Source organism: Hymenobacter psychrotolerans DSM 18569, assembly GCF_900142395.1.
GTDB classification, from domain to species: domain Bacteria; phylum Bacteroidota; class Bacteroidia; order Cytophagales; family Hymenobacteraceae; genus Hymenobacter; species Hymenobacter psychrotolerans.
This window is the reverse complement of sequence record NZ_FRAS01000027.1, coordinates 44,139-52,557: the sequence shown is the minus strand read 5'-3', so window position 1 is coordinate 52,557 and position 8,419 is coordinate 44,139. Positions and strand designations below refer to the sequence as shown.

At 52.8% G+C, this 8,419-nt stretch carries 7 protein-coding genes and 1 pseudogene; 5 read left to right on the top strand and 3 right to left on the bottom strand.

Annotated features, from left to right (window positions below; all coding sequences use genetic code 11):
- Positions 1-396, top strand: a pseudogene (locus BUE15_RS22090) (copper oxidase); the annotation flags it as partial.
- A gap of 15 nt (positions 397-411) precedes the next feature.
- Here the strand turns inward: BUE15_RS22090 and BUE15_RS18465 are convergent.
- Positions 412-1,338: a toxin-antitoxin system YwqK family antitoxin gene (locus BUE15_RS18465; RefSeq protein WP_139252418.1), complete on the bottom strand. Its 927-nt coding sequence runs from the start codon at positions 1,336-1,338 to the stop codon at positions 412-414.
- A gap of 154 nt (positions 1,339-1,492) precedes the next feature.
- Here BUE15_RS18465 and BUE15_RS18460 point away from each other — a divergent pair, with 154 nt between their 5' ends.
- From BUE15_RS18460 to BUE15_RS18445, 4 genes are read left to right on the top strand one after another with little or no spacing between them, the layout of a single operon-like run.
- Positions 1,493-2,506: a tyrosine-type recombinase/integrase gene (locus BUE15_RS18460; RefSeq protein ID WP_073288322.1), complete on the top strand. Its 1,014-nt coding sequence runs from the start codon at positions 1,493-1,495 to the stop codon at positions 2,504-2,506.
- A 59-nt stretch (positions 2,507-2,565) separates the two neighbouring features.
- Positions 2,566-3,153: a toll/interleukin-1 receptor domain-containing protein gene (locus BUE15_RS18455; RefSeq protein WP_073288320.1), complete on the top strand. Its 588-nt coding sequence runs from the start codon at positions 2,566-2,568 to the stop codon at positions 3,151-3,153.
- A gap of 6 nt (positions 3,154-3,159) precedes the next feature.
- Positions 3,160-4,635, top strand: a complete 1,476-nt coding sequence (locus BUE15_RS18450; RefSeq protein WP_073288318.1) for an SIR2 family protein — start codon at positions 3,160-3,162, stop codon at positions 4,633-4,635.
- Between the two features lie 32 nt (positions 4,636-4,667).
- Positions 4,668-5,168, top strand: a complete 501-nt coding sequence (locus tag BUE15_RS18445) for a TIR domain-containing protein (RefSeq protein WP_073288316.1) — start codon at positions 4,668-4,670, stop codon at positions 5,166-5,168.
- Between the two features lie 92 nt (positions 5,169-5,260).
- On the opposite strand, the gene BUE15_RS18440 is transcribed toward BUE15_RS18445, so the two are convergent.
- Both BUE15_RS18440 and BUE15_RS18435 read right to left on the bottom strand, forming a co-directional pair.
- The gene (locus tag BUE15_RS18440; RefSeq protein WP_073288314.1) at positions 5,261-6,067 is read right to left on the bottom strand and encodes a hypothetical protein; all 807 of its coding nucleotides are present in this window, start codon (positions 6,065-6,067) and stop codon (positions 5,261-5,263) included.
- Positions 6,068-6,329: 262 nt separating this feature from the next.
- A complete protein-coding gene (locus BUE15_RS18435; RefSeq protein ID WP_073288312.1) occupies positions 6,330-8,399 on the bottom strand; it encodes a class I SAM-dependent DNA methyltransferase in 2,070 nt (689 codons plus the stop codon).
- Between the last annotated feature and the right edge of the window lie 20 nt (positions 8,400-8,419).

Below are 8,419 nucleotides of genomic sequence, written 5' to 3'. Positions count from 1 at the left end.
GGCAACTTCGAAACCGAAACCCACCTGCTGCGCTACCTCGACAACCGGCAGTTTCTCGCCGCCTTCGTCGGCTTCGACTACCGCAACAACCGCACGCTGCTGGCGGAGGGCGAACGGAACACCAAAAACAACCGGCGCGTGTTCGACGTGGGCCTGTACTACCTGCTGCCGCTGCTCGTGCGCTCGGAGCTGCGCCTGGACAGCAACGGCAAGGTGCGCCTGCAGCTGAAGCGCACGGACCTGCCCCTGAGCAACAACTTCTTCGCCGACCTGCTGGTGAACACCGACCGCGAGTACAACGTCGCCTTCCGCTACATGGTCAGCAAATACGTGTCGCTGAGCACCAACTACGACAGCGACTACAAGTGGGGCGCCGGCCTGACGCTTCACTATTAAAGGGCAGCCGGCTTCCTACTTGCAGGTCTGCACCAGCGCCGTCACGCTCAACGTCGCCGTGGCGTCGGTGGTGTAGTTGTCGTTGTTCACGCACACATACAAGCGCCGGATGCCGGGCGGCAGGCTGATGGGCCGGGTTTCCTGGGGGGTGTTGGAGGCTACGCGCAGGCAATTTTTCACGTCCTTGATGTAGCCTTTCGTGTCCAGAAACTGCTGCGCTGCTGCTTCGTCGGGGGTGATGTACCAGTGGCATTTGGTGCTCACGGTGGGCGGCGCATTGTTGCCCTGCTTCGTCAAGGCCGTAGCCGCCGTTGTTAGCAGGGCGGGCGCGGACATGCCGCCCGTACCGACAACGCCAGCCAGGGCCAGGGCCGTGGACCACGACACCGGGGGCTGGCCTTCGTCGCGCACGTCCAGCTTGTAGACGATGCCCACCGTGCCCTCGGGGATGTCCACCGTGAAGACCTTGCGGCTAATGTGCATGCAGTTGCTGCAGTGAATCGAGGCGGTGCTCAGCGGCAATGCCTCCTGCATGAGAGACTTGCACTTGATTTCCCGGCCATCGTCGCGCCAGCTGCGAAAGTCGGACTGCTGCACGCCGTTGACGTACGTGCCCTTAAAGCTAACCTGGCCGTTTTCATGCCAACTGCAACACAGTCCCGTGGGCTTGTCGGGGGCTTCGCTGGCCATCTTGCCTTCCCACTGCTTTTTCCAGGACGGATAGAAGTAGTCGCGCACCGTGCCAATGGTTTTGCCGGCGGCATCGTGGCGGGCAATGCGGGCGTAGGCCACTTCCTCCAGCGTTTCGGTGCGTTCCCAGTCCCGGTCGAAATAGACCGTATCGGCGGGCGGCAACGAAACTGCGGCGGGCTTGGGTCGCTGGGCCAGCGCGGGTACACTTATAATAAGGAGTAGAAACTGTAGAAGGTAAAGTTTTGCCATACAGAGAAAGCCAGTAGAATAAGCAGAAGGGCGGTTGGTAAATGTACTAACAAGTTGCTTTGACTCTAATTTTCACATCTGACTGCTTGGACTGCTCAGTGTAAAGTTTAGGCATCATAACGTTTAATTATGATACCTAAAGTATCTTGCCGCCATGAGCACCGAAATCACCCGAATTCCCGACGAGCCGCAGGCCCTGGGCTCGCAGCTGTCGACGGCCGCGGCCAACGTGGCCCGCTACATCAAGGCCGGCCTGGAGGGCGCCGACAACACGGTGCTCGCGTACTCGGCCGACCTGAAAAGCTTCGGGGACTTCTGCCAGCTCCACGGCCTGAACCAACTGCCGGCTGACGTGGCCACCCTCGCCCGGTACGTGGCCGACCTGGCCGACATCCCGCGCAAGCTCTCCACCATCCGGCGGCACCTGGCCGCCATCCACAAGCACCACCAACTGCGCGGGTACCTGTCGCCGGTGCGGGCCGACGAGTTGGCGTTGGTCATGGAAGGCATCACCCGCACGCTGGGCAAGCGGCAGAAGCAGGCGCCGGCATTCACCGTGGAGGAGCTCAAGGAAAGCATCCGGCGCCTGGACGTCACGACCACGGCAGGCCTGCGCGACCGGGCATTGCTCTTGCTGGGCTTCGCCGGTGCCTTCCGTCGCTCGGAGCTCGTGGCTTTGGACGTGGAACACCTAGAGTTTACGGAAAAAGCACTGATTGTACACTTGGCCAAGAGCAAAACCAACCAGGCCGGCGAGGTCGAAGACAAAGCCGTGTTCTACGCTGCGACATCGGCCTTTTGCCCCGTTCGCTGCACCCGGGCCTGGCTGCAGCAGTTGGGCCGGAATACAGGTCCGCTATTCGTTTCCTTAAAGCGAGGCAAGGTAAAAGGCCAAGCCATGCCCACCTTGAAGCGGCTGTCTCCTTTGCGTGTAAACGAGTTGGTTCAGTTGCACCTGAACCACGACGAGGACGGTCACAAGGTTCCGGAGAAGAACTACTCGGCCCACTCCCTGCGCGTCTCCTTTATTACGATATCCGTGCTACGAGGTCAGTCCAACCGGTTCATCAAGAACCAGACGAAGCAGAAAACCGACGCTATGATTGACCGCTACTCCCGGCTGGATGACGTGGTGAGTTTTAATGCTGCCCAGAATCTTGGGCTATAAGCGAACAATGGTACCTTAGCCCATCCTTTTTCAGGCTACACATTTATAATATTTACTGGATGGCTCTAATATCAGAAAATGAGGTGCGCAGCTTCGTACCTAAGCATACGCAACTATTTGAGTCATCCGCAACACGGTTAAAGAGGAACTCGGTTAAAACATTCACCTCAACCGACTCCTACGATGTATTCCTTTCACATGCATTCAAGGATGCAGAACTGGTTGAAGGAATAAAGCTTTTCTTAGAATCTAAGGGGCTAAGCGTTTATGTCGATTGGATTGAAAATCCTGAACTAGACAGAAGCAAAGTTTCGCCGGGCACTGCAGCAGTGCTCCGTGAAGCCATGCGGCATAGCAAAACTCTCATTTATGCTGCCTCGGTACATGCAGCCGCGTCACAATGGATGCCATGGGAACTTGGATTTAGTGATGCTCTACATGGAAGGGTAGCAATTCTTCCGCTGGCTCCAGCTAATCAACTTATCCAAGCTTATAAAGGCCAAGAATACTTGGGGATTTACCCCTATGTTGATGAGGTTGGCGGACTGCTGCAGGTCAAGAGCCAACGGATTGCTGGCCGTCAGTTAACTAAGGACCAGTGGCTTGTATTGGGCAACAACTACAATCAAACCGTATCAGTAATCTAACTAGGCATGAGTGCTTCGAAAGCAGACCTTTACCAAACCTTCGGCCAAGGCCTAGAATCTGGCCGCGCCGCACTATTTGCTGGTGCTGGCTTATCCGCGGGGGCTGGATTTATGAATTGGCGGGAATTACTGAGTGGCATCGCGAACCAGTTGGGTCTTGATATCGAGTTGGAGTCAGACCTATTAGCAGTCGCTCAGTACCATGTTAATGATAGAATGGGTAACCGCACGGAGATTGACGAACTCATTGTCAAAGCTTTTAAAACTAGAGCCAAGCGTCACCCTAACCACGACCTAATTGCTGACTTAGACCTGTCGACTGTTTGGACTACCAACTATGACCATTTGCTCGAACAAGCATTCGAGCGAGCTCACAAAGTGGTTGATGCTATCATTGAATCAAAGGACTTACGCATCACTTCACCGCGTCGCGACGTGGTTGTTTACAAAATGCACGGCGATGTAAGTCGCCCCGGTGATGCCGTTCTAACGAAAGATGATTACATCGCTTATGCCAGCACAAGGGAACGCGAGCTTTTCCTAAGCGTCCTCCGTAGTGATTTGGTCAGCAAAACGTTCCTGTTTTTAGGATTCAGCTTTGATGACCCTAATATCGAGTTTGTATTAGGCAATCTACATTTAGCATTGCTGGGTCAGAATAAAAAGCATTTCTGCGTGATGAGAAAACCACAGCAGATGCACTTTACCAAAGCGGGAGATACTCCTACACCTGAGGAAGTTGCAAACTTCAGATACGCTTTACGAAAGTTCGATTTACGCAAGGTTGACTTGTTGCGCTATGGTGTTCATACCGTTGAAATACTTGATTTCAACGAGATAACAGAAATGCTGCAGGAGCTCAAGAGACGTAGTCGCCTTAACGACATCTTTGTATCCGGCAGTGCGCATACCTATGACCCTCTAGGACAAACTGTAGTTGAACAGTTAGCTCGGCAACTAGGTACCAAAATCATTGAGCAAGAATGCAACCTGATTTCAGGTTTTGGCCTCGGCATAGGAGGAAATGTTATTATTGGAGCACTTGAAGCGCTCTATAGCCAGCCAAGGCGCGACTTAAGCAAACGTCTAACTCTGCGACCGTTCCCTCAGAATTTCAACTCTAATGAGGAACGGATTGAGATGTGGAGTAAATATCGGATAGATATGATTTCCAAGGCTGGGTTCTGCCTCTTCATCTGCGGCAACAAGCTCAAGAATGAGGAGGTAGTAGAAGCCGATGGCATGATTGAGGAATGGAACATTTGTAAAGACCAGAAAAAGTACCCCATTCCCTTAGGTGTGAGTGGACATGTGGCCAGCAAGATTCACGAGGAAGTTATGGCGAACTTGGAAGTGTACTACCCAGCAATGCCCCAAGTCAGCAAACACCTTGAAATACTCAACGACGCTCACGCTGGAGTAGACAAATGGCTTGACGCAATATCTTCCATCATCAAGCTAGCTGGCCAGAATCCCGCTTAAAACTTCATTAGCACCCTTACATCAACATCTGGATGGCCCGCAAAGTGTTTTTTAGTTTCCATTACACTAGAGACTCCCACCGCGTTTCTCAAATCCGAAATTCCAACGTGTTGGTCCAAAATTATTTGGAGAGCACATACTTAGATAGAGCTGCTTGGGAGCAGATTAAGCGTACTGGCCCGCGAGCTATTCAGAACTGGATTGACAATAACATGCACGGTACTTCAGTAGTGGTACTTTGTTTTGGGGCAGAAACGTATCAGCGTCCTTGGGTGAAGTATGAACTTGAGAAAGCTCATAGTGAAGGGAAAGGAATTGTAGCGATTGACATGCGAGGCATGAAAAACCTGCGCAGCGAAATTGACCGCAGTGGACCAAACCCCCTACGCTATGCAAAAGATGCCGGTGGCACTGAATTAATATATTACGACCGATACAAAACATATTCTTGGCTCGGACCCATGGGAAATGAACAGGGGAGGAATCTAATTGACGACTGGATAGAGCTAGCTGCAAAACTTGCCGGGAGGTAATATCAAGCTTTGGAGTTATTGGGTATCAGCGGGAAAATTTTACCCGCTGGCCCAAAAGGCAACACGAAAGTGTTACCGTTCAAGTATTAGATTTAACTATTAATAGGCTCTTTCTCAAGAGGGTACATTTTGTAAAGTGCATCCAACTTGTATTCTTCTTTGCTGGATTTGTTAAGCCAAGTTTTGAATATGTCAAAGCTGATGCTCGTCAGGTGGCTCATTTCCACTTCATAGGTCACAGCAAGCTTGGACTCATTTAAAATCTGTCCACCCTGAGAATAGCCTTTCACCAGGCGGTGCTTCCGCGCAGGGTGAACACTGGGTGCTCTTTTTCGAATAAACTGAGTCGCTAGAATTTCTGAATAAATCCACGGTGATAAGGTAGAATCAATAATCTTGTCCGGCTTTATTGAGTCAGGGGTGTTGAGGAAGAAAACGCACTCCGTGTTGTCAATCATTTTTGACAATGCGCCAGAAAGCATGAGATAGACGTGGCTTGTCGAAAAGTTTCGCTTTTGATAATTGTATGTGTTTTCGCCTTTGTTACGGCAGTATTCGTTGTCGAGCTGTTTCAGTAAATCATTGCTGTAGCTCCAAACGGTTGAATCGATGAAAGACCTGATTCCAAAATTCTTAAGTAGGTACCCGGCAAGAATGATGGCTGTTTCTTCATTCTTGTGTGAATGGGAGATAAACAAGTCCGCTTCTACTAGGGGAAACCATTGCTCTTGAAGCTTGGTACCATCCAAGGTTCCATCCTTCAATATCATTTCTTCTAACGCGCCTTTTATGAAACGCTTATCCTTATTAAATACATCGTTTCCTAGCTGATAATACTCCTCGTTACGGCCTGGCTGACGGGTAAACGAGTCGATTGTTACGTTGAATCCTCTGTACATAAGGCGGGTGTCAATTGCCTAAAAAAGGCGTAATACGGTTTGTTTCGAAGTTAAGAAATGTGCTTCCCCATGCTACTCGACGGGCACGGGCACTGCTGCTGTCCATTGGGACGCTAACTACCTCTTATGGGGCATTCGTTTTGATTTTAGAATTGGCCTGATGACCATATTGTATCACCTCAGTCGAGTTGATAGAAAGAAAGCGGAATCGTTGGGGCCTTGCAGCCAAGAGGGTGAGTAAGCTAACTATTATGTCTGTGAATTAAGCTGCATAAGTGTCCTCTTGTTCCAAGTGGCGCACCAACGACATCATGGCCAGCGTATCGAGCAAGGGCTTTACCTTATCGACTTTGGTACGCAGGAACCGGGCAGCTACCTGGGCACTGCTCAGGGACTCGCCGCCGGCCTGCTGCACAATGCTGCGCACGGCGAACATCTGCTGCGCCAATTCAGTTGGCCACGGTTTAGCCTCGCCCATAACTTCGTCGGCTGCCACTGTTACCATGGTCGGCAAGGCCATCTTACCCTGCTGCTCACCAGGAGCTTGGTACGCGGGCCGCAAGTATCGCACCGTGCCGGCCGCTTCCTCACTAGCACGCTGCTGATTTAAGTGTACCAAGCGCGTCAAAATCTCAGCGTCGCTTAATGTTGCGGGCCAGCCGTAGGCCTCAGCTACGGCAGCATCAAGTTGCTGATGCAGACTGAGCACCACGGTCGCCAAACCTGTTTCATAGGTCGTTTGCTCTTTAACCGTCAACGCCTGGCCACTCCGCAGTTTTTCCACCACGTTGTAGAGGTCGGTGAGCGCAAGGCTAGGGTATTGTGCCTGCTGGCGCTTGCGGTGGTCATCAAGGTCTTCGGCTAATTCGCGAATGTGGGCTTTTTGGGCGTCTGTTGCAGTGGGAAACGGGAAAGGCAGAAGGCAACGGGAGCTGTTGTAGCGAGGGTCATTACCCATACCCATCCTTCCCCCGGCGGCCAAGGCCCAGGTGCGGTGCATCCTGCTTGATAACACCCCTAAATGGAAAGCATCATCGAGTGCAAGCGCCACCAGCATGTGGTCAGGTGCTATACCTGCATCCAAGAATTGAAAAATGCGGTGCTTCGCTGTTTCGGCCGTGGCAATGTAGCGCGGTAGTCCGTGCAAGGCCAAACGTAGACCCTTGCGGGTCTCACCAAATTGCCACCAGATTTCTTTGAGCTTCTTGCGGTTGTTGTTGTCGCGTTCAGGCTTGACGTGGGTATATAAGTGCTGGTACACCGCCGGATATTCGCGAATAGCCTCGGCTTCAGTCAGGCCGAATAAGTCTACTAAGTACACGCCTCGGGGCCGGGCCGTAAGGTCTTTACCGTTGCGATAAGGTCGAATTCGGGTTTCAAGACCGGCGACTGTGCCCAACCCCAATGCGTGGGCCTGGACCTCGGTGACGATGAAGCCAGCACCTGCCAGCATCATACCGTTGCTGGATATGCCTTCATTGGATTTGAGTGCCTGTGCCGCTGCCACATCGGCTCCGGTCGTAAAATCCGCGTTAATGACCCCATCAGCTTCCACTAGTTCCACCGTGGGAGCGTCGTCATCTTCTGTAGCGGTTTCACGCATCACCGACGCGACCTTGCCCGTGTGCGTACCGGCACGTCCTACGCTCATGGCAATGCGCACGGCCGCACCGTCGGCGCTATCGACCCACGGGTGGTCGGGAATGGCAAAAGTGAGCGACAGCGGCGGCGAGGCCGCCAAGTGTCGCTGAATAAGGCGGCGGTTGAACGTTTGGGTGATGGAGTTAGTGGTGATGAAGCCAAATGCTTCCGTATGGCCCAGGCGGGTCACTTCGGCCGCCCTTTCCCACCAGTACATAACCAGGTCGGCCGATTCGTCTACTTTGCCTTTGTAGGTCTTTCGCAAGGCATCTACGTAACCGTCACCCAGCGCCCGCCGCATGGCCTTGTCCCCCACAAACGGCGGGTTGCCCACTATGAAGTCAGCTGCGGGCCATTCGGCAGGCCACGTCTTGCTGTAATCATCATTGTGCCCCAATACCGCATCCTGCTGTTTAATATTCTGGTAGTTGTCCAGCAAGGGCTCTGCTAACTGTGTGAGGCCGTGGGACCGCAAGTGCCACTGCAAGTACCCAATGCGCAGCACCACGTCAGCAATTGCCGCAGCGCGGGGGTTCAACTCTAGGCCCAGCAGCTGCCGGGGGCTAACCGTCGTACCCTCGCCCAAATCCAGGCGCCCAGAGCCGCCAAGCTTAGCCAGTGAGGTAAGCACCTCGCCTTCCAGTCGTTTCAGGTGCTCCAGTGTCACGTACAGGAAGTTGGGGTAGCGCAAGAGTAAGAACAGAAATTCCC

Excerpts from the sequence above, each read along its gene's own strand:
- BUE15_RS18465 (WP_139252418.1), bottom strand. The coding sequence starts at position 1,338 with ATGGCAAAACTTTACCTTCTACAGTTTCTACTCCTTATTATAAGTGTA.
- BUE15_RS18460 (WP_073288322.1), top strand. The coding sequence starts at position 1,493 with ATGAGCACCGAAATCACCCGAATTCCCGACGAGCCGCAGGCCCTGGGC.
- BUE15_RS18455 (WP_073288320.1), top strand. The coding sequence starts at position 2,566 with ATGGCTCTAATATCAGAAAATGAGGTGCGCAGCTTCGTACCTAAGCAT.
- BUE15_RS18450 (WP_073288318.1), top strand. The coding sequence starts at position 3,160 with ATGAGTGCTTCGAAAGCAGACCTTTACCAAACCTTCGGCCAAGGCCTA.
- BUE15_RS18445 (WP_073288316.1), top strand. The coding sequence starts at position 4,668 with ATGGCCCGCAAAGTGTTTTTTAGTTTCCATTACACTAGAGACTCCCAC.
- BUE15_RS18440 (WP_073288314.1), bottom strand. The coding sequence starts at position 6,067 with ATGTACAGAGGATTCAACGTAACAATCGACTCGTTTACCCGTCAGCCA.